The organism is Microbacterium sp. Cr-K32 (assembly GCF_000708345.1).
GTDB classification, from domain to species: Bacteria; Actinomycetota; Actinomycetes; order Actinomycetales; family Microbacteriaceae; genus Microbacterium; species Microbacterium maritypicum_A.
Genome location: NZ_JARD01000022.1, coordinates 301,092 through 319,857, shown reverse-complemented (window position 1 = coordinate 319,857; position 18,766 = coordinate 301,092). Strand labels below are relative to the sequence as shown.

18 protein-coding genes are annotated in these 18,766 nt (G+C 68.4%); 7 read left to right on the top strand and 11 right to left on the bottom strand.

All coding sequences use genetic code 11. From position 1 onward, the window contains the following. Positions 1 to 616 (bottom strand): ADP-dependent NAD(P)H-hydrate dehydratase (locus tag GZ64_RS0112320; protein ID WP_029266838.1); only part of this gene is annotated, 616 nt, incomplete at its 3' end. 56 nt (positions 617 to 672) lie between these two features. On the opposite strand from GZ64_RS0112320, the gene GZ64_RS0112315 reads away from it, so the two are divergent. Beyond that, complete coding sequence (locus tag GZ64_RS0112315; protein ID WP_029258231.1) at positions 673 to 1,740, top strand: NADH:flavin oxidoreductase/NADH oxidase; 1,068 nt, start codon at positions 673 to 675, stop codon at positions 1,738 to 1,740. Positions 1,741 to 1,811: 71 nt separating this feature from the next. Here GZ64_RS0112315 and GZ64_RS0112310 read toward each other — a convergent pair whose 3' ends face one another. The 3 genes from GZ64_RS0112310 to GZ64_RS0112300 all read right to left on the bottom strand — a co-directional run bounded on the left by GZ64_RS0112310 (position 1,812) and on the right by GZ64_RS0112300 (position 5,753). Continuing rightward, entirely contained in the window at positions 1,812 to 2,873 is a 1,062-nt protein-coding gene (locus tag GZ64_RS0112310) for a hemolysin family protein (protein WP_021199869.1), read from the bottom strand. Continuing rightward, positions 2,870 to 4,186, bottom strand: coding sequence for a hemolysin family protein (locus tag GZ64_RS0112305; protein WP_029258232.1), 1,317 nt, complete (start codon positions 4,184 to 4,186; stop codon positions 2,870 to 2,872). Before GZ64_RS0112305 ends, GZ64_RS0112310 begins: the two co-directional genes overlap by 4 nt. Positions 4,187 to 4,298: 112 nt before the next feature. After that, the gene (locus tag GZ64_RS0112300; protein WP_029258233.1) at positions 4,299 to 5,753 is read right to left on the bottom strand and encodes a GuaB1 family IMP dehydrogenase-related protein; all 1,455 of its coding nucleotides are present in this window, start codon (positions 5,751 to 5,753) and stop codon (positions 4,299 to 4,301) included. A gap of 160 nt (positions 5,754 to 5,913) precedes the next feature. Between GZ64_RS0112300 and GZ64_RS0112295 the strand changes: the two genes are divergently transcribed. Further along, positions 5,914 to 9,594: a multifunctional oxoglutarate decarboxylase/oxoglutarate dehydrogenase thiamine pyrophosphate-binding subunit/dihydrolipoyllysine-residue succinyltransferase subunit gene (locus GZ64_RS0112295; protein ID WP_029266836.1), complete on the top strand. Its 3,681-nt coding sequence runs from the start codon at positions 5,914 to 5,916 to the stop codon at positions 9,592 to 9,594. A 63-nt stretch (positions 9,595 to 9,657) separates the two neighbouring features. Here GZ64_RS0112295 and GZ64_RS0112290 read toward each other — a convergent pair whose 3' ends face one another. The 3 genes from GZ64_RS0112290 to GZ64_RS0112280 are packed head-to-tail and all read right to left on the bottom strand — an operon-like array spanning position 9,658 to position 11,898. Continuing rightward, positions 9,658 to 10,959 (bottom strand): GNAT family N-acetyltransferase, encoded by a 1,302-nt coding sequence (locus GZ64_RS0112290; protein WP_029266833.1) that lies wholly within the window; start codon positions 10,957 to 10,959, stop codon positions 9,658 to 9,660. 34 nt (positions 10,960 to 10,993) lie between these two features. Next, positions 10,994 to 11,239, bottom strand: coding sequence for a zf-HC2 domain-containing protein (locus tag GZ64_RS0112285; protein WP_021199864.1), 246 nt, complete (start codon positions 11,237 to 11,239; stop codon positions 10,994 to 10,996). Beyond that, positions 11,236 to 11,898, bottom strand: coding sequence for a sigma-70 family RNA polymerase sigma factor (locus tag GZ64_RS0112280; RefSeq protein WP_021199863.1), 663 nt, complete (start codon positions 11,896 to 11,898; stop codon positions 11,236 to 11,238). The genes GZ64_RS0112285 and GZ64_RS0112280 overlap by 4 nt, the downstream gene beginning before the upstream one ends. 70 nt (positions 11,899 to 11,968) lie before the next feature. Between GZ64_RS0112280 and aroA the strand changes: the two genes are divergently transcribed. From aroA to bcp, 3 genes are read left to right on the top strand one after another with little or no spacing between them, the layout of a single operon-like run. Further along, the gene (aroA, locus tag GZ64_RS0112275; protein ID WP_029258236.1) at positions 11,969 to 13,285 is read left to right on the top strand and encodes a 3-phosphoshikimate 1-carboxyvinyltransferase; all 1,317 of its coding nucleotides are present in this window, start codon (positions 11,969 to 11,971) and stop codon (positions 13,283 to 13,285) included. 2 nt (positions 13,286 to 13,287) lie between these two features. Continuing rightward, a complete protein-coding gene (rsgA, locus tag GZ64_RS0112270; protein WP_029266832.1) occupies positions 13,288 to 14,358 on the top strand; it encodes a ribosome small subunit-dependent GTPase A in 1,071 nt (356 codons plus the stop codon). Positions 14,359 to 14,367: 9 nt separating this feature from the next. Continuing rightward, complete coding sequence (gene bcp / locus GZ64_RS0112265) at positions 14,368 to 14,841, top strand: thioredoxin-dependent thiol peroxidase (RefSeq protein ID WP_029266830.1); 474 nt, start codon at positions 14,368 to 14,370, stop codon at positions 14,839 to 14,841. Positions 14,842 to 14,895: 54 nt separating this feature from the next. Here bcp and GZ64_RS0112260 read toward each other — a convergent pair whose 3' ends face one another. After that, positions 14,896 to 15,282 carry a hypothetical protein gene (locus GZ64_RS0112260; RefSeq protein ID WP_029258238.1) on the bottom strand — a complete coding sequence of 129 codons (387 nt, stop codon included), beginning with the start codon at positions 15,280 to 15,282 and terminating at the stop codon, positions 14,896 to 14,898. 230 nt (positions 15,283 to 15,512) lie between these two features. On the opposite strand from GZ64_RS0112260, the gene GZ64_RS0112255 reads away from it, so the two are divergent. Then, positions 15,513 to 15,761 carry a WhiB family transcriptional regulator gene (locus GZ64_RS0112255; RefSeq protein ID WP_017203224.1) on the top strand — a complete coding sequence of 83 codons (249 nt, stop codon included), beginning with the start codon at positions 15,513 to 15,515 and terminating at the stop codon, positions 15,759 to 15,761. A gap of 63 nt (positions 15,762 to 15,824) precedes the next feature. Here the strand turns inward: GZ64_RS0112255 and GZ64_RS0112250 are convergent, their stop codons facing one another. Both GZ64_RS0112250 and GZ64_RS0112245 read right to left on the bottom strand, forming a co-directional pair. Continuing rightward, complete coding sequence (locus GZ64_RS0112250; protein WP_029266826.1) at positions 15,825 to 17,309, bottom strand: sensor histidine kinase; 1,485 nt, start codon at positions 17,307 to 17,309, stop codon at positions 15,825 to 15,827. 24 nt (positions 17,310 to 17,333) lie between these two features. Next, positions 17,334 to 17,720 carry an Rv3235 family protein gene (locus tag GZ64_RS0112245; protein ID WP_021199857.1) on the bottom strand — a complete coding sequence of 129 codons (387 nt, stop codon included), beginning with the start codon at positions 17,718 to 17,720 and terminating at the stop codon, positions 17,334 to 17,336. Between the two features lie 131 nt (positions 17,721 to 17,851). Here GZ64_RS0112245 and GZ64_RS0112240 point away from each other — a divergent pair, with 131 nt between their 5' ends. Next, positions 17,852 to 18,463, top strand: coding sequence for a hypothetical protein (locus GZ64_RS0112240; protein ID WP_029266824.1), 612 nt, complete (start codon positions 17,852 to 17,854; stop codon positions 18,461 to 18,463). Here the strand turns inward: GZ64_RS0112240 and GZ64_RS0112235 are convergent. After that, positions 18,451 to 18,729, bottom strand: coding sequence for a helix-turn-helix domain-containing protein (locus tag GZ64_RS0112235; RefSeq protein ID WP_029258242.1), 279 nt, complete (start codon positions 18,727 to 18,729; stop codon positions 18,451 to 18,453). The two genes, GZ64_RS0112240 and GZ64_RS0112235, sit on opposite strands and share 13 nt — an antisense overlap. Positions 18,730 to 18,766 lie beyond the last annotated feature (37 nt).

Below are 18,766 nucleotides of genomic sequence, written 5' to 3'. Positions count from 1 at the left end.
TGGCCAGCCAGCCGGTCCCCGCTTCGACGGCGATGACCGTCCCGTCCGGCGCCGCGATCAGCGTACGCGCGCCCTTGAGCAGCACGGCGCCCCCGAGCGTGTCCGCCATGTGCCGCGCGGCCTGCGCGCGATCCTCCGCGGTCGAGGACATTCCGAGCCTCTCCTGCAGCCGGACGAACTCCCGCGCGTGGGGCGTCACGAGGAACGGCGCCGTCGCGCGTTCGGCGAGATCGAGCGCTCCGGCGTCGATCACGACGGCGGCGGTGCCGGAGAGGATCTCCCGCAGAGCACCGGATTCCGTGTCGCTGCGGTGCGCCGGGTCCGTCCCCGATCCGATCACCCAGGCGTCGACCCTCGAACGCCCCGGGTCCGCCCCGGCGACGGTCTCCGGTCGTCGGGCGAGAACGGCATCCGCCACCCGCTCCGCGCCCACGTAGCGGACGAAGCCCGCCCCGGCTCGCCACGCCGCCTCGACGCCGAGCACCGCGGCCCCGGGATACGCGGGCGATCCGGTGCGCAGCGCCACCACGCCGCGGGCGTACTTGTCGTCATCCGCGGTCGGCGCACGCAACAACCGCGCCGTGTCGCCGCGTGTCCACTCGCGCACCTCGAACATGACTCCACGTTAGTGCGACGGCCCGTCCTGCACCCGCGCGGCGGTACCGTCGAACCGTGAGTCTTCTCTTCTCCCCGCTGCGCATCCGTTCCGTCGACTTCCGCAACCGCCTCTGGGTCTCGCCCATGTGCATGTACAGCGCGGTCGACGGCGTGGCCCAGGAGTGGCATCACACGCACCTCGCACAGTTCGCGTCCGGCGGCGCGGGACTCATCATCGCCGAGGCGACGGCCGTGGCCCCCGAGGGACGGATCTCACCGCGTGACCTGGGGCTCTGGGATGACGAGCAGCGCGACGCCCTCGCCCCGATCGTCCAGGCGATCCATGACCGCGGAGCCCACGCCGGCATCCAACTCGCCCATGCCGGCCGCAAAGCATCGACGTGGTGGCCCTGGGCACCCGAACGCGGATCGGTGCCGGCCGCCGATGGCGGGTGGACGACATCCGCCCCCTCGGCCATCGCCTTCGACGGCTTCGACGAGCCGGTCGCCCTCGACCTCGCCGGGATCGACCGTGTGGTCGACGCATTCGCGTCCGCAGCGAGACGCGCGACGGACGCCGGGTTCGACGTGCTGGAGGTGCACGGGGCGCATGGGTACCTCCTGCACCAGTTCCTGTCTCCCCTGTCGAACCGGCGCAGGGACGAATACGGCGGCTCGCTCGAGAATCGTGCCCGCCTGCTGCTGCGCGTCGTCGACGCGGTCCGCGAAGCCGTAGGAGCCGATGTGCCGTTGTTCGTGCGCATCTCCGCCACCGATCATGCCGACGGCGGGTTCACACCCGAGGAAGCGGCGATCGTCGGCGACTGGGCCGCGCAGCGAGGTGCCGATCTGATCGACGTCTCGAGTGGCGGCCTGGTCGCGCACCAGCGGATCAGTGTCTTCCCCGGCTATCAGGTCCCGCTCGCCGAGACCGTGCGTCAGGGCGGTCGGATCCCGGTATCGGCGGTCGGTCTCATCACCGCGGCGGCCCAAGCCGAGCAGGTGCTCAGCGAGGGAGCCGCGGATGCGATCTTCGCCGGACGGGAGTGGCTGCGCGACCCCCATTTCGCGCTCCGTGCCGCGCACGAGCTCGACGCCGAGATCGTCTGGCCACCGCAGTACGAGCGCGCCCGCCTGCGCTGAACAGTGCTCGGACGACGAAGGCCGCCGATCCCCTGAGAGGGGTCGGCGGCCTTCGTCCGTCCGAGCGACGATCAGCGTCCGCGGAAGCGACGGGTCGCGTCCTGCACCTCCCCGACCAACTCCTCGAGGATGTCCTCGAGGAACAGCACGGCGGTGGTGTTGCCCTGCGCGTCACGCACCTTCGCCAGATGCCGACCCGCGCGACGCATGACCGCGAGGGCGTCCTCGAGATCCGTGTCCTCCTGCACCGGCACCATGTGGTGGATGCGCTTGGCTGGAACCGGCTCGACCATCTTGGCCTCGGCGTCGGGGCCTTCGGACGCGCGGAGGATGTCCTTCAGGTGCACATAGCCGATCGGTACGGATGCGTCGTCGACGATCACGTAACGCGAGAACCCGTATCGTGCGACCGCCTTCTCGATGTCGTCGGGCGTCGTCGACTGGGGCAGCGTGACCAGATCGCTCAGTGGCACCGCGACGTCCCGCGCCTTCTTGTCGGTGAACTCGACCGCTGCGGCGACTGTTCCCGCCGTGTCCATGAGCACGCCTTCGCGACGCGACTGGCTGACGATGGTCGCGACCTCATCGAGCGTGAACGTCGATGCGGCCTCGTTCTTGGGCTCGACCCGGAACAGGCGCAGGACGCCGTTGGCTGCCGCGTTGAGCACCCAGATCACGGGCATGAACACCTTCGACACCCACACCAGCGGTGGGGCGAGGATCAGCACGGCACGGTCCGGCACCGAGAACGCCAGGTTCTTCGGCACCATCTCGCCGAACACCACGTGCAGGAAGGACACGATCACCAATGCGATCGTGAACGACACGGCGTCGACCGCACCGTCCGGCCACCCGAGCGCGTGCAACGGCACGGAGAGCAGATGGTGGATCGCCGGTTCGGACACATTGAGGATGAGAAGCGAGCAGATCGTGATGCCCAGCTGCGACGTCGCGAGCATCAGCGTCGCGTGTTCCATCGCGTACAGCGCGGTCTTCGCGGCGCGTGAGCCCTGGTCGGCTCGAGGCTCGATCTGCGATCGTCTGGCCGAGATCACCGCGAACTCGGCACCGACGAAGAACGCATTCGCGACCAGGAGCACGACGAGCCAGGCGAGTCCTGCCCAATCGCTCATCGGGTCACCTCCTCATCGCCAGCGAGCGGATGCGGCACGTAGCGCACCCGATCCACCCGTCTGCCATCCATGCGGACCACCTGCAGCACGCCGCTGTCGAGAGAGACCTCGTCGCCCACCGCGGGCACGCGCTCGAGCACGCTCATGACGTAGCCGCCGACGGTGTCGTACACATCGCCCTCGGGTACTTCCACACCGGCACGGCGACGCAGCTCGTCCGGGCGCAGCTCTCCGGGGAACGTGACGCCCTCCCGGTTGCGGATGACTCCCGCGCGGGTGCGATCGTGCTCATCGGCGACTTCTCCGACGAGTTCTTCGACGAGGTCTTCCAAGGTCACCAGCCCCGCGGTCCCGCCGTACTCGTCCACGACGATCGCGAGTTGATAACCGCGCGCACGGAGTTCCGCGATCAGGGCGTCGACGTGCACGGTCTCCGGAACGCGGAGCGGTTCCGTCGCGAGAGCGCCCACCGGCACCTCCGTGCGCCGCTCGCGCGGAACCGAGATGGCGGCTTTCAGGTGCACGACGCCCGTGATGTCGTCGAGGTCGTCGTCGTACACGGGGAAGCGGCTGTGGCCCGTGCGTCGCGCGAGCTGGATGACGTCGTCCACCGAGTCGCCTGCAGCGATCGCGTGCATGCTCGGTCTGGCCGTCATCACGTCGGCGGCCGTGAGGCGCGAGAACATGAGGGTGCGGTCGAGCAGCGAGGCGGTGTCGGCCTCCAGCAGGCCCGCGTTGGCGGACCGCCGCACGAGCGATGACAGCTCCTCCGCGCTGCGGGCGCCTGAGAGCTCTTCCTTCGGCTCGATCCCCATGCCGCGCAGTACGCCGTTCGCACTGCCGTTGAGCACCACGACGGCCGGTTTGAACACGGTCGTGAACGCGATCTGGAAAGGGATCACGAGCTTCGCCGTGGCCAGCGGCAGAGCGAGGGCGAAGTTCTTGGGGACGAGTTCGCCGAGGATCATCGAGAGCACCGTCGCCACCAGCATCGCCACGATGGTCGCGATCGGCGCGACGGCCGCTTCAGGGAGGTTCCAGGCGATGAGGGTCGGGCGCAGGAGGTTCGACAGCGCCGGCTCCATCGTGTAACCGGTCAGAAGCGTCGTGAGCGTGATGCCGAGTTGGGCCGCCGAGAGATGCGTCGATGTGTGCCTGAGGGCGCTGATCGTGAGCGAGAGCCGCGATTCACCGCGTGCCTGCCTGGCCTCGAGTTCGGCGCGATCGAGGTTCACCAATGCGAACTCGCTCGCCACGAAGAGGCCAGTGCCGACCGTGAGCAGGAGCCCCACGCCCAACATGATGTAGTCCATCAGAGGTTCCTCTCCTGTGAGAGAGGCGGACAGTGGGGCGATGTTCTACAACTGGGAGGGTCGTCCATTATGCCGACGATTGTACCGAAGACGACGGGGAGTGCGCTCGCGGTCACCAGCTGACCGGCAGCGCCTTGCCCTCTTCGTAGCCGGCCGCCGACTGCAGGCCCACCACAGCGCGCTCATGGAACTCCGGTACAGACGAGGAGCCGGCGTAGGTGAAGGATGAGCGGACACCGGAGGTGATCATGTCGAGAAGGTCTTCGATCCCGGGACGGAGCGGGTCGAGATAGATCTTCGATGAGGAGATGCCCTCGGCGAAGAGCTCCTTGCGAGCACGCTCGTAGGCGTCGAGGCGACCGAAGCGCGCCTGGACGGCCTTGGTCGACGCCATGCCCCAGGACTCCTTGAACAGACGGCCATCGGCATCGCGCTGCAACTCCCCCGGCGCCTCGATGGTGCCGGCGAACCAGGATCCCACCATGACGGAGGCCGCGCCGGCGGCGAGGGCCAGAGCGACATCGCGCGGATAGCGCACGCCACCGTCGGCCCAGACGTGCGCACCGAGCTCGCGTGCCGCCTGCGCGGTCTCGAGCACGGCGGAGAATTGCGGGCGGCCGACCGCGGTCATCATGCGGGTGGTGCACATGGCGCCGGGGCCGACGCCGACTTTGAGGATCGAGGCCCCCGCGTCGACCAGATCGGCCACGCCGTCGGCGGTGACGATGTTGCCTGCGACGACGGGGAGGCCGAGGTCGAGCTCGGCGACCGCGCGCAGAGCCCGCAGCATCCCCTCCTGGTGGCCGTGGGCGGTGTCGACGACCAGAACGTCGACGCCTGCCGCTGCGAGTGCCTTGGCCTTGGCCGCGACGTCGCCGTTGATCCCGACGGCCGCGGCGACCGCGAGGCGCCCATCGGAATCGACCGCAGGGCGGTAGAGCGTCGAGCGCAGCGCACTCCGGGCGCTCAGCGTTCCGACGAGGTGTCCGTGGTGCACGACGGTCACCATCTCGACGCCTGCGTCGGTGATCACGTCAAACGCGTGCCGCTCCGAGCCGATGTCGTCCGCGTCGATCGCCGGCGTGCCGTGGTGCACGAGATCGCCGAGCTGCGCATCGGGGAGCGCCGTGGCCAGGCGGGTCGCCGGGAGGATCCCGAGGATGTGCTCGACGCCGATCGGCGCCGTGCCGCGGGCGACGACGATCCCGTGACCGCTGGTCGCCGGGAGCAGACGGAGCGCATCGGCCGCCGATGCTTCGGGAGGCAGCACGATGGGCGTGTCCCAGAGCACGGGCTGCGACTTCACCTCGCGGATCGCCGCATCGAGATCCTGCAGCGGCAGGTCCTGGGGCAGCACGCCGAGCGCGCCACGCCGCGCGAGCACGGCTGCGATGCGCGGACCGGTCACGGAGTTCATGTTCGCGGCGACGAGTGGCAGGGTCGCCGGGGTGCCGTCCTGCGGGGCGAGATCGACCTGGAGACGGCTGGTGACCGCGGATCTGCGCGGTACCAGGAAGACGTCGGAGTAGGTCAGATCGACGGTCGGCTGCTCTCCAGAGAACTTCATGCTTCCACGGTACCCAGATCGCGACGCGGTGGGCGCTCAGCTTCGACGATTCCCATAGCGAAACACGTTAGGCTTGTTGGTCGAGAGTGTGCGGGCCCGAACGCATCCTGCGTCGACGTCCGCACCAGAGAGCTTCAGCGATGAAAGAGGGCGATCGAGAGTGTCGAACCAGGTGACCGGCGTCAACGGCGACGGGGGGTTCGGAGCCAATTCCTGGCTCGTTGAAGAGCTCTACGAGCAGTTCAAGGTGAACCGCGACTCCGTCGACAAGGAGTGGTGGCCCATCCTGGAGAAGTACCACTCCGAGACGGCTTCCGCAGCTCCCACGGCAACACCCGATGCGCCGGCGGCGGCTCATCCCGTCACCGCACCGATCCCGGTGATCGGTTCGCAGCCGGTGGCGCGCACGACGGCCAAGCCCGCCGCTGCCGCGCCGATCCCCGCCCAGGCCCCGAAGCCGGCGAAATCCGAGTCGAAGGACGCTCCGGCACCCGCCGAAGAGGACAAGGTCACGCCGCTGCGCGGTCTGCCCAAGACCCTCGCCGCGAACATGGACGAGTCGCTCACCGTCCCGACCGCCACCAGCGTTCGCACCGTGCCGGCCAAGCTGATGATCGACAACCGCATCGTCATCAACAACCACATGGCACGCACCCGCGGCGGCAAGGTGAGCTTCACCCACCTCATCGGTTGGGCGCTCATCCGGACACTCGACGAGTTCCGCAGCCAGAACGTGTTCTACGCGGAGGTCGACGGAAAGCCCTCCGTGGTCGCGCCGGCGCACGTCAACCTCGGCATCGCGATCGACCTGCCCAAGCCCGACGGCACACGCGCCCTCATGGTGCCCAGCATCAAGCGCGCCGACACCCTCACCTTCACCGAGTACCTCTCCGCCTACGAGGACCTGGTCACCCGCGCCCGCGGCAACAAGCTGACGGCCGGCGACTTCCAGGGCACCACGGTGTCGCTGACGAACCCGGGTGGCATCGGAACCGTGCACTCGGTGCCGCGTCTGATGAAGGGCCAGGGCTGCATCATCGGCGCCGGCGCCCTCGAGTACCCCGCCGAGTTCCAGGGCGCGAGCGAGAAGACGCTCAACGAGCTGGCGATCGGCAAGACGATCACGCTCACGAGCACCTACGACCACCGCGTCATCCAGGGCGCCGGCTCCGGCGAGTTCCTGAAGAAGGTGCACGAGCTGCTCATCGGCCAGCGCGGCTTCTACGACGACATCTTCGCGGCCCTGCGCATCCCGTACGCGCCGATCCGCTGGAACCCCGACATCGCCGTCGACCTCGCCGAGCGCGTCGACAAGCAGTCCCGTGTGCAGGAGCTCATCAACTCGTTCCGTGTGCGCGGACACCTGATGGCCGACATCGACCCGCTCGAGTACGTGCAGCGTTCGCACCCCGACCTCGAGATCGAGAGCCACGGCCTCACCTTCTGGGACCTGGACCGCGAGTTCGTCACCGGCGGGTTCGGCGGTCGGCGCATCGCGAAGCTCCGCGACATCCTCGGGGTGCTCCGCGACTCGTACTGCCGCACGCTCGGTATCGAGTACATGCACATCCAGGACCCGGAGCAGCGTCGCTGGTTCCAGGAGAAGGTGGAGGTCAAGTACCAGAAGCCCGGCCATGACGAGCAGCTGCGGGTTCTCCGCAAGCTCAACGAGGCCGAGGCCTTCGAGACCTTCCTGCAGACCAAGTTCGTCGGTCAGAAGCGCTTCTCGCTCGAGGGCGGCGAATCGCTCATCCCGCTGCTTGACGAGATCCTTCAGGGCGCCGCGACCGCCGGCCTCGAGGGCGCCGCGATCGGCATGGCGCACCGCGGCCGTCTGAACGTGCTCACCAACATCGCCGGCAAGACCTACGGCCAGGTGTTCCGTGAGTTCGAGGGCACGCAGACCCCGGGCAACCAGCGCGGTTCCGGCGACGTCAAGTACCACCTCGGCACCGAGGGCACCTTCGTCGCCGACGACGACTCCGAGCTTCCGGTCTACCTGGCCGCCAATCCCTCGCACCTCGAGACCGTCGATGGCGTGCTGGAAGGCATCGTCCGCGCCAAACAGGACCGCAAGCCGATCGGCACCTTCGCCTGGCTGCCGATCCTCGTGCACGGCGACGCGGCCTTCGCCGGTCAGGGTGTCGTGGTCGAGACGCTGCAGATGTCGCAGCTGCGCGGCTACCGCACCGGTGGCACGATCCACGTGGTCGTGAACAACCAGGTCGGATTCACCACGACGCCGAACGACGGCCGCACGTCGATCTACTCGACCGACGTCGCCAAGACGATCCAGGCGCCGGTGTTCCACGTGAACGGCGACGACCCCGAGGCCGTCATCCACGTCGCGCAGCTCGCGTTCGAGTACCGCGAGCGCTTCCACCGTGACGTCGTGATCGACCTCGTCTGCTACCGCCGACGTGGTCACAACGAGGGCGACGACCCCTCGATGACGCAGCCGTTGATGACCGACCTCATCCAGGCGAAGCGTTCCGTCCGCCGCCTGTACACCGAGTCGCTCGTCGGCCGTGGTGACATCACCGAGCAGGAGTACGACGAGGCCAAGGCCGATTTCCAGAACCGCCTGGAGATCGCGTTCGCCGAGACGCACGCCGCCGAGACCGGCGCTCTGCCGATCGCTCCGGAGCAGGCGCCCGTCGACGACCAGGTCGGTGCCCCCGCGATTACCGGTGTGCCGAGCGAGGTCATCCAGATGATCGGCGACGCCTTCGTGAACAAGCCCGAGGGCTTCACGGTGCACCCGAAGATCCAGCAGCTGCTGGACAAGCGCCTCGACATGAGCCGAAACGGCAATATCGATTGGGGCTTCGGCGAACTGCTCGCATTCGGTTCGCTGCTGGTGGAGGGAACGCCCGTCCGGCTCGCCGGCCAGGACGCTCGCCGCGGCACGTTCGTGCAGCGGCACGCGACCCTGCACGACCGTGCGAACGGCCAGGAATGGCTGCCGCTGTCGAACCTCTCCGACGCTCAGGGGCGCTTCTTCGTCTACGACTCACTGCTCAGCGAGTACGCCGCCCTCGGCTTCGAGTACGGCTATTCGGTGGAGGCTCCGGAGGCGCTCGTGCTCTGGGAGGCCCAGTTCGGCGACTTCGTCAACGGTGCCCAGTCGGTCATCGACGAGTACATCTCGGCTGCCGAGCAGAAGTGGGGACAGCAGTCCAGCGTGACCCTGCTCCTCCCCCACGGCTACGAAGGCCAGGGGCCGGACCACTCGTCGGCACGCATCGAGCGCTTCCTGCAGATGTGCGCGCAGGACAACATGATCGTGTCGCGTCCGTCGACCCCCGCGTCGTACTTCCACCTGCTGCGCCGCCAGGCCTACGCCCGACCGCGCAAGCCGCTCATCGTCTTCACACCGAAGGCGATGCTGCGTCTGCGCGGCGCGACGAGCCCGGTCGAGGCGTTCACGCAGGGTCGTTTCGAGCCGGTCATCGATGACGACCGCGGGCTCGACCGCACCGCCGTCAAGCGGGTGCTCGTGCACTCGGGCAAGGTGCACTGGGATCTGCGTGCCGAGCTCGAGAAGAACCCGAACCCCGAGGTCGCCCTCGTCCGGCTCGAGCAGCTGTACCCGACGCCGATCGACGAGCTCAAGGCCATCACCGACTCCTACCCGAACGCCGAACTGGTGTGGGTGCAGGAAGAACCGGAGAACCAGGGCGCCTGGCCGTTCCTGGCGCTCGCCTTCGCCGACGTTCCCGGAGACCGCTCGTTCCGCCCGGTGTCGCGCCCGGCCTCGGCATCGCCGGCGACCGGATCCTCGAAGGTCCACGCGGCTGAGCAGGCCGCGCTGATCCGCGCGGCGGTCACCCTCGGCTGATCGTCAGACGAGAAGGGGCGCCGCGACTTCGGTCGTGGCGCCCCTTTCGTTTCCCCTCCGGACTCAATACCAGATGTCGAGCGACGGTGCCGGGAAGGCGACGAGCGCGCGATCGAGCGCCTCGACCGCCGCGGATTCGGCGGAGATCCGTCCGGCACCGTGCAGTGTGGACGCACGGACACCCCCCGCGTAGAGCGCGGAGAGCGTCGAGACGTCGAGTGTGACGTCGACCGCGGAGCCTCCCGCGGCCGCGTCCACCGTCGCGACCCCGGCGTCATCGACGCGCAGACGCCAGTCGCCGCTCGCGAAGCCCAGAGAGTCCTCCACGCGAAGGACCGTGTCGATCGGTGCGGAATAGCGGCGTGCGGTCAGCGCGGTCGGCAGATCGAGGATGCGGAGCCACCCGTGATCGTGCACCTCCTGCTTCACCCCGCGGGTGTCGTGGACCAGCCACGGCAGCGGGTCGTCGATCGGGCGGAGGTCGGCGACCACCTCGTCGACGAGATCGTGCTGCAGCGCGAAACGCCACAGGGCGGTGCGCGCATCGTCGGTCTCGGCGACCAGCAGGCGCACGTCCATCCGGAAGCGGAAGGTTCCGCCGGCCTCCCCCACCGTGTACGCCATCACACCGCGCAGCGCACCCTCCTCGTCGAGGTAGCGCACCCCGCGGGCCTGGTCGCGATCCGGGGTGGGCGCGACGCCCGCGTACCCCTCCCATCGCCCCTGCCAGCCGGGGATCTGCCCCGATGCCCGGCCCCGGGCGCGCTCGTGCACCGTGCCGAGATCGGCGGCGAGGGTTTCGCCATCGATGTACTCGAGCCGGCCGGTCGGCGTCGGTCCGCTCCAGCCTGCGCGTCGGGTGTCGACCGTGTGACGCGCGACCGGGATCGCCGATCCGAACCCGTACCGACCGTAGATCGTCGCCTCAGACACGGTGAGCCCCGCGATCGGCACCCCTGCGGATGCTGCCGCGCGCAGTTCGCCCTCGAGCAGTGCCCGGGCGATCCCGCGACGCCGGTGCGTCGCCGAGACCGTGACCACGCTGATGGCCCACATGGGGATCTCGCCGCCGGGGATGGTGAGCGGAGTCACCCAGCTGTTGATCGTCGCCACCGGCAGAGCGGTCGCCGGCGGTGTCTTCTCGAAGACACCGATGTTCCGTCGCGCGGCGAACGTCTTCCGCACCTGAGCCCGCATCTCGGCGTTCGGGTCGGACCCGAGGAACCCTCGGTCGACAGCGCGGGCGAAGGCGGAAGCGCTCGCCTCGTCGCTCAGATCGACGACTCGGTACTCGAGCCCGGATCCGGCCAGTCTTTCCGTCGAGGTGTTGTCAGCGGGAACGTCGCGCGCATCGATGGAGGTCATCCATCCACACTAGCGACGGCCTCCGACGCGTGTGTCAGTGCTGTGTAGCCTGAACGGCCCGCAGACGCGCGAACACCTGGTCGCGCAGCTCCTCCGGAGCCGTCTCCTTGCAGGCACGGGCGATCACATCGGTGAGGGTGGTGGCGACGAGCGCCTCGTCCCGGCACGACGGGCAGTTCTCGAGATGCTCGCGGATCTCGGTGTGCTCGGTCTTGCACACCTCGTTGCGGAGGTACTCCTCCAGATCCTGACGGGCTTTGTCGCAGCCGCAGTCGCTCATTTCTTGCTCCTCGTCTCAGCCGCGGCGATGCCCCGCTCAGCGGCGTAATCTGCCAACAGCTCCCGCAGCATCCGCCTGCCACGGTGCAGACGGCTCATGACGGTGCCGATGGGGGTCTTCATGATGTCGGCGATCTCCTGGTACGCGAAGCCCTCGACGTCGGCGAGATACACCGCCAACCGGAAATCCTCCGGAACGGCCTGCAGCGCGTCCTTGACGACCGACGCGGGCATCCGGTCGATGGCTTCGGCTTCGGCCGACCGGCTGTGCGACGCCGTGGTCGACTCTGCTCCGCCCAGCTGCCAGTCCTCGAGCTCGTCGATCGTTCCCTGGAACGGCTCCCGCTGGCGCTTGCGGTAGATGTTGATGTAGGTGTTCGTGAGAATCCGGTACAACCACGCCTTGAGGTTCGTGCCCTGCGAGAACGTCGCCCAGGACCCGTAGGCCTTGACGAAGGTCTCCTGCACGAGGTCGGCGGCGTCGGCCGGGTTGCGCGTCATGCGCATCGCCGCGGCGTAGAGCTGATCCATGAAAGGGATCGCCTGCTCCTCGAACTCGCGCCGAGGGTCGCTGACGGTGTCTGCGGTTGCGGTGTCATCCATCATCGGCCAGTCTAGGCCGCTGAGGTCGAACACCTCGCGCTCCAACGTCGCCGGCATACTCTCTCCTTCGCGTCGGGATGCCTGTCTTTCGCGACGAAGCTCCCTGTGTTTACTAAGGTGAGAACCGATGAGCGCCAACAGGTATTCCCCTTCCCGTGTGCAGGGCGCCTATGCCGCGCCCACGACCGACGTGCCGGTGCACGCCGAGCTCACGATCCCCGGTTCCAAATCGCTGACGAACCGCGAGCTGATGATCGCCGCGATCGCCGACGGTCCCGGCCGCCTGATCTCGCCGCTGCACTCCGACGACTCCGCGCGCATGGTCGACGCTCTCCGCGCTCTCGGGGTCGGTATCGAGGAGGTGGACGCCGGACACGAGTTCGGACCCGATCTGGTCGTCACCCCCGCGAAGCTCCGTGGCGGCACCACGATCGATTGCGGGCAGGCCGGAACCGTGATGCGATTCATCGCCCCGCTCGCCGGACTCGCGGAACATGACGTGCATCTCACCGCCCATGAGACCGCCCTCCACCGTCCGATGGGCGGCCTGATCAGTGCGCTGCGCGATCTCGGCGTCGACATCGACGACGAGGGCACCTGGGCCCTCCCCTTCACGATCCGCGGTCACGGTCGGATCCGCGGTGGACGGGTCGAGATCGACGCCTCGGCATCCAGCCAGTTCGTCTCCGGGCTGCTGCTCGCCGCTCCTCGGTTCGACGTCGGCCTGCACCTCGTCCACACCGGCGAGCACCTGCCGAGCCTCCCGCACATCGACATGACGATCGAGGCCCTCAGCCGACGCGGCATCCGCATCGAGCGCCCCGCTGTCGGCGAATGGCTGGTCGAAGCGGGCGTGCCGCGCGCCAAGGAGATCGCGATCGAACCCGATCTCTCCAACGCCGCACCGTTCCTCGCCGCGGCACTCGTCACCGGCGGATCGGTGTCGATCACGGGCTGGCCCGCCCACTCCACCCAGCCCGGTGCGCTGCTGCCCGAGATCCTCCAGGCCATGGGAGCGCACGTCGGCCGTCACGGCGGCACGCTCACCGTGCGCGCCGGCTCCGGAATCCGCGGCCTCGATCTCGACCTCTCCGCGGCCAGCGAATTGACGCCGACCCTGGTCGGCCTCGCCGCCTTCGCGGAGTCTCCGACCACGATCCGCGGCATCGGGCACATCCGTCTGCACGAGACCGACCGGATCGCCGCACTGATCGGCAACCTCCGAAAGCTCGGCGGCGAAGCCGAAGAACTTCCCGACGGCCTCCGCATCATCCCCCGCCCACTGCAGGGCGGCGGATGGGCCGCGCATCACGATCACCGGATGGCCACCACCGGAGCGCTCATCGGCCTGCGCATCCCCGCCGTCGAGATCGACGACATCGGTACGACCGCCAAGACCCTCCCGGAGTTCACGATGCTCTGGGAGCGGATGCTGCGGGGCTGAGGATGAGCTGGCTCGACGACGCCGACGACCTCGAAGACGACTTCGAGGACTTCGACGAGAGCAGCATCCGGACGCGCCCCAACCCGAAGGCGAACCGCCCGCGCACCAAACGTCGCCCAGCGCACGAGGATGCGCAGGTGGGTCGAGTGCTCGGCGTCGACCGCGGCAGGTACTCCGTCCTCCTCGGCGAGGACACCGCCGAGGAGCGCATGATCACCACCACGCGCGCCAGGGAGCTGCGACGTATGCCGATCGTCACCGGCGATCAGGCACGAGTCGTGGGCGACACATCGGGAGACGAAGGCACCCTCGCCCGCATCGTCGGCATCATCGACCGCACCTCGTTGCTGCGACGCAGTGCCGACGACACCGACCAGGTCGAGCGCGTGATCGTCGCCAACGCCGATCAGATGCTCGTCGTGGTCGCGGCTGCCGACCCCGAGCCCCGCGCCCGACTCGTCGACCGCTATCTCGTGGCCGCGCTGGATGCCGGCATCCGCCCACTCCTCGTCGTCACCAAGACCGACATCGCGGATCCCACCGAGTTCCTCACGCACTTCGACGGGCTCGACCTGCGGGTGTTCACCAGTGCGCAGGATCGGATGCCCGTTGACGAGATCGGCGAATCCCTCGTCGGACACTCCACCGTCTTCGTCGGCCACTCCGGGGTGGGCAAGTCCACGCTCGTCAACGCGCTCGTCCCGACGGCGCTGCGCGCCACCGGCCACGTGAATCAGGTCACCGGACGCGGGCGGCACACCTCGTCGTCGACGGTGTCGCTGCGCTACGAAGGTCCCCGCGGGACCGGCTGGGTCATCGACACCCCCGGCGTGCGCTCGTTCGGTCTCGGACACGTCGATCCCGCGAACATCCTTGCGGCGTTCACCGAGCTCGCCGCGATCGCCGAGAACTGCCCTCGCGGCTGCACCCACCTCGCCGACGCCCCCGACTGCGCCCTCATCGAGGCCGCGGAGAGCGGCGAACTGGGCGAGACCGGTCGAGCGCGGCTCGACTCCCTGCAGCGGCTCCTGCAGACCTTCGCGGACAAGGCGGAGCAGGCGCCCGGCCGTTAGGCTGGACACGTGACTCAGCGCCTCGAACCCGGAACCGCCGCCCCCGACTTCTCCCTCCTCGACCAGGACGGGAACACCGTCCGTCTGGACGACCTGCGCAGCCAGAAGACCGTGCTGTACTTCTATCCGGCGGCGATGACCCCCGGATGCACCACCGAGGCCTGCGACTTCCGCGACAGCATCTCCTCGCTCCAGGGCGCCGGCTATCGGGTGATCGGCATCTCGCGCGACGAACCCGCCACGCTGACGAAGTTCCGCGAGCGCGACGGGCTGACCTTCCCGCTCCTGAGCGATCCCGACCACGCGGTGCACACGGCGTACGGCGCGTGGGGCGAGAAGATGAATTACGGCAAGCGCATCGAGGGCGTTATCCGCTCGACCTTCGTGCTCGACGAAGAGGGCAAGATCGCTCTCGCGCAGTACAACGTCAAGGCCACCGGCCACGTCGCACGACTGCGCAAGCAGCTCGGCATCGACGCCTGAGCCGCGACTTTCGATCCGAGGCCGATGGGCCCCGCGGCCCGCACGGCGCTGAGGTCACTCGGCAGCGCGCTGCGGGCCTTCCAGACGCGCGCTCGAGATCAGCAGGACGAATCCGACCAGCCCGGGAAGCCCGACACCGAGGGTGAATGTCCACGCGATCGGCTGCAGCGTGAGAGACGCCAGCGCGAGAGCCACGGCGAGCACCTGGAAGACCACTCCCCCGGACCGCGCCCACGACTTGCCCACGCGTGTGCCGACGGCGAACGCGACGAGGGCTGCGGCACCGATCAGCGTGAGCACGATGAGTGCCAGCGCCGTCGGCAGCGAGGCCGCGTCGCCCGCACCGAGGCCGGCGAGCTCGATCACGGCGAAGACCAGGAGAGCCACCGCCTCGAGGGCGAGGACCGCCGCAGCTGCGAGGGCGATTCCGGGTGCGCGCACGGTGTCTCCCAAGGATCGAAAGAGGAGAAAACCCTTGATTTCACGGTTTTCATGTAACAGAATAGAGAAAGTCATGTGCTCCCACAGCGGCGTGGGGCGAGCGTTCACGCTCGCATCACAATTCGCGGGCATTCCGTCCGCATCTCAACAGGGTAGCGGAACCCGAACTACTACCCGAATCCGAGAGGTCGCATCGCGACATCTCTTGAAATCCACACCGAGGAGCCCCCATGGACTGGCGCGATAAGGCCGCCTGCCTGACTGTCGACCCCGAGCTTTTCTTCCCCGTGGGGAACACCGGCCCGGCCGTCGATCAGATCGAGAAGGCGAAGACTGTGTGCGCCACCTGCACCGTCACCGAGATCTGCCTGCAGTACGCCCTGGAGACCAGCCAGGACTCGGGCGTGTGGGGCGGTCTCTCCGAAGACGAGCGCCGCGCTCTGAAGCGTCGCGCCGCCCGCGCCCGCCGCGCCTCCTGATCGTCCGGAAGCGGCCTGAGATCGACTCTCAGGCCGCTTCCGTCTGTTCGGGAGCGGCCGTGCTCACCTCTCGAGCCAGCGCAGCGGGATGTCGATGACCACCTCGGTGCCTTCTCCGTCGCTCCCGTGCCATTCGATCGTTCCACCGAGTTCGCCCTGGATGAGGGTGCGGATGATCTGAGTGCCGAGCCCCTGGCCGATCCGCCCCTCCGGCAGGCCTAGTCCGGTGTCCCGCACCGTCACGCGGAGATTCTCCTCGGTGCGCTTGGCGTCGATCGTCACGACGCCCTCCTGCCCGGCGAGACCATGCTCCACCGCGTTGGTCACGACCTCCGTCAGCGCGAGTGCGAGCGGAGTCGCATACTCGCTCGGCAGCACTCCGAAGCGTCCGGTCGACTGTGTGCGTGCGCGCGTGTTGGGCGCAGAGGCGACCTCGGCGACGAGCTTGAGCACGCGGTGGAAGACCTCATCGAAATCGACCTTCTGCGTGAGTCCCTGAGCGAGCGTGTCATGCACGACGGCGATGGCATCCACGCGGCGCATGGCCTGCGTGAGCGCGTCCCGCGCCTCGTCGGAATGCGTACGACGTGCCTGGATCCGCAGCAGGGAGGCCACCGTCTGCAGATTGTTCTTCACCCGGTGGTGGATCTCGCGGATCGTCGCATCCTTGGTGATGAGCTCCTGCTCCTGATGGCGCAGCTCCGACACATCGCGACAGAGGACGATCGCCCCGATCCGGGTACCGTGGTCCTTCAGCGGAATGGCGCGCAGCGACACCGTCACCCCGCGCGCCTCGATATCGGTGCGCCAGGGCGCGCGTCCGGTGACGACGACGGGCAGAGACTCGTCTACCTGTCGGGAAGGCGGCACCAGCCGAGTGGTGACCTCGGCGAGCGACTCCCCCTCGAGCTCGTCGTCGAAACCCATCCGGTTGAAGGCGGAGAGCGCATTCGGGCTGGCGAATGTGGTGATCCCGTCGACGTCGATGCGGATGAGTCCGTCGGAGGCTCGCGGGGCGCCGCGACGCGGTGACGTCGGTGCGGTGAGGTCGGGGAAGCTTCCGTCGGCGATCATGCGGAAGAGATCGTTCGCGCACTCGTCGAAGGTGATCTGCTGACGGGAGGGCGTGCGCACCTCGCCGAGGTTGGTGTGCCGGGTGACGACTCCGATCACGGTGGACTGGGCATCGGCGCCGCGGCGGACGCTCACGATCGGCACGGCTCGCACTCTGGTGGGCGTCTCTTCGAACCAGTCAGGCGAAGAGGAATCGACGATCTCGGCGGACTCGAAGGCGCCCTGGACCTGCGTGCGCCACTGCGGCCGCACCCGTTCACCGACGATGTCGCGATAGAAGAGGGTCGCGGCGCCGCTCGGTCGCGCGTGTGCGACCGCGATGAAGGAGCCGTCGTCGGTCTGGATCCAGATCACGATGTCGGCGGAGGCCAGGTCCGCGAGGAGCTGTCCGTCGCCGGCGAGACGATGGAGCCATTCGACATCGCTGTCGTTCAGGAGTCCCTGGGCATGGGCGAGATCGCTGAGGGTTGACACCTGACCAGCCTACGGTCACATGCCTCAGAGAATCGCCAGCGAAGTCGCGCGCCAGCGACGATCCGTCCCTTCCAGGCGCACCGCGACCGCCCGGGTTCGACCGGGACCCGCGACCACCACCACGGCTTCGATGACACCGTCGAGGGGCTCGGTGACTCGTAGCGCGCGGATCTCGAAGGTCGGACGTGCAGGAGGCACTCCGCGTGCACTGCGTGCTCGCGCGGAGAGGTTCGATCGGGTGACCAGGCTGCGGAACGCCTCTTCGCTGAACCATCGGGCGAGCTGATCGATTTCTCTGACACCCGCAAGTACCTCGAGCACGCCGTGCGTGAGGCTGCGCAGAAGCGGAACAGGGTCGGGCAGCTCGATGGTCGGTGTCGGCTGGGGTGCGAAGTACTCGTGCGGCATCATGTCGAACTCTCGATCGGGGAGGTCTGCGAGTGAGCAAGTACAGCACCGCGATGCCCGGGCGAGGGCGGAAAAGGTGGAGGAATGTGGATAACTCGTACAGCCGGGGAATGGTGTCGCCTACGCTCTGTCGAATGCACTGGGACCGACTGTTCGAAGACCTCGAAGGCCAGCTGGCATCGGAATGGGAGGCCGAGCGCGCGGTGCTGGACGCCGAGTCGGAACGGCTTCGCATCGCGCGATTGGATCTGCGCTCTCGGCTGCGCGCGCTGTGCCGCACCGGTGCGGACGCCACGATCGACCTCACGAACGGGAGACGGATTCCGGTCTCGCTGCAGTGCCTCGGTGCGGATTGGGTCGCGGTTTCCACGCGCGGCACTGGCGCGGCACACGGCGACTCCACCGCCCTCTTCCTTCCGCTCGCGGCCGTCAGCGGTGTCGCGACGGATCACGGCATGCTCCTGGCGAGTCTCGACGCACCGCCGTCTGCTGACATACCGCTACGGGAGCGGATGACTCTCGGTTTCTTGCTGCGTGACCTCGCGCGGCGACGCGTCCCGGTGCACATCAGCACACGGGTGGGCGACGACGTCCATGGCACGATCGACCGCGCCGCTGCCGATCACCTCGATCTGGCCGTGCACGACGCGGGCCAGGCTCGGCTCGCCGGGGCCGTGCACGGGTTCCGCATCATCCCGTTCTCAGCGCTGGTCGCGGTACGCGCCCCCGGCGATCAGTTGCGATGAGCCGATGATGTGCCCCAGACCTCGGGGAAGCTCGCGGTCTGGGACTGATGCCACAGCGCCATCCGTCGGGAGTTCTCGGACTCCTCGGCCAGATACCCCTCGAGACTGGTCTCCTCCACCCGCCACCGAGGCGGCGATCCGAGTTGTGCTCCCCGAAGTCGTCCCTCATGCACGAGCGCGATGACCTCATCCACCTCGATGCTCAGCAGCTCGGCCACCTGTGCCGGCGCGAGATAACGCGAGGCGCGAACAGGAGAGGCGGACATGTCCTCATTCTCTCCCGCGGAGAGCCAGAATTCCGGT

Bases quoted from the DNA above. Each gene is read 5' to 3' on its own strand.
- GZ64_RS0112310 (WP_021199869.1), bottom strand. From the start codon at position 2,873: ATGAGCGATTGGGCAGGACTCGCCTGGCTCGTCGTGCTCCTGGTCGCG.
- GZ64_RS0112305 (WP_029258232.1), bottom strand. From the start codon at position 4,186: ATGGACTACATCATGTTGGGCGTGGGGCTCCTGCTCACGGTCGGCACT.
- GZ64_RS0112300 (WP_029258233.1), bottom strand. From the start codon at position 5,753: ATGAAGTTCTCTGGAGAGCAGCCGACCGTCGATCTGACCTACTCCGAC.
- GZ64_RS0112290 (WP_029266833.1), bottom strand. From the start codon at position 10,959: ATGACCTCCATCGATGCGCGCGACGTTCCCGCTGACAACACCTCGACG.
- GZ64_RS0112285 (WP_021199864.1), bottom strand. From the start codon at position 11,239: ATGAGCGACTGCGGCTGCGACAAAGCCCGTCAGGATCTGGAGGAGTAC.
- GZ64_RS0112280 (WP_021199863.1), bottom strand. From the start codon at position 11,898: ATGCCGGCGACGTTGGAGCGCGAGGTGTTCGACCTCAGCGGCCTAGAC.
- aroA (WP_029258236.1), top strand. From the start codon at position 11,969: ATGAGCGCCAACAGGTATTCCCCTTCCCGTGTGCAGGGCGCCTATGCC.
- rsgA (WP_029266832.1), top strand. From the start codon at position 13,288: ATGAGCTGGCTCGACGACGCCGACGACCTCGAAGACGACTTCGAGGAC.
- GZ64_RS0112255 (WP_017203224.1), top strand. From the start codon at position 15,513: ATGGACTGGCGCGATAAGGCCGCCTGCCTGACTGTCGACCCCGAGCTT.
- GZ64_RS0112245 (WP_021199857.1), bottom strand. From the start codon at position 17,720: ATGATGCCGCACGAGTACTTCGCACCCCAGCCGACACCGACCATCGAG.
- GZ64_RS0112240 (WP_029266824.1), top strand. From the start codon at position 17,852: ATGCACTGGGACCGACTGTTCGAAGACCTCGAAGGCCAGCTGGCATCG.
- GZ64_RS0112235 (WP_029258242.1), bottom strand. From the start codon at position 18,729: ATGTCCGCCTCTCCTGTTCGCGCCTCGCGTTATCTCGCGCCGGCACAG.